The organism is Pseudescherichia sp. AS216 (assembly GCF_037152055.1).
Taxonomy (GTDB): Bacteria; Pseudomonadota; Gammaproteobacteria; order Enterobacterales; family Enterobacteriaceae; genus Pseudescherichia.
This window is the reverse complement of sequence record NZ_JBBCMV010000023.1, coordinates 1-440: the sequence shown is the minus strand read 5'-3', so window position 1 is coordinate 440 and position 440 is coordinate 1. Positions and strand designations below refer to the sequence as shown.

Here is a 440-nt window from a genome sequence, read left to right as displayed (position 1 = left end):
GCGCCAACGGTACGGCCGCCTTCACGGATTGCGAAACGCAGACCGTCGTCCATCGCGATCGGGTGGATCAGGGTAACAACCATTTTGATGTTGTCGCCCGGCATAACCATCTCAACGCCTTCCGGCAGTTCGATGGTGCCAGTCACGTCAGTTGTACGGAAGTAGAACTGCGGACGGTAGCCTTTGAAGAACGGAGTGTGACGGCCGCCTTCGTCTTTGGACAGGATGTACACTTCGGATTCGAACTTGGTGTGCGGCTTGATTGAGCCCGGCTTAGCCAGAACCTGGCCACGCTGGATCTCTTCACGCTTGATACCACGCAGCAGAACGCCGCAGTTCTCGCCCGCACGACCTTCGTCCAGCAGTTTGCGGAACATTTCAACGCCGGTACAGGTAGATTTCGCAGTATCTTTGATACCAACGATTTCAACTTCTTCACC

1 protein-coding gene is annotated in these 440 nt (G+C 55.5%); it reads right to left on the bottom strand.

Annotated features, from left to right (window positions below; all coding sequences use genetic code 11):
• Nucleotides 1–440 (bottom strand): EF-Tu/IF-2/RF-3 family GTPase (locus WFN61_RS20725; RefSeq protein ID WP_337039147.1); only part of this gene is annotated, 440 nt, incomplete at both ends.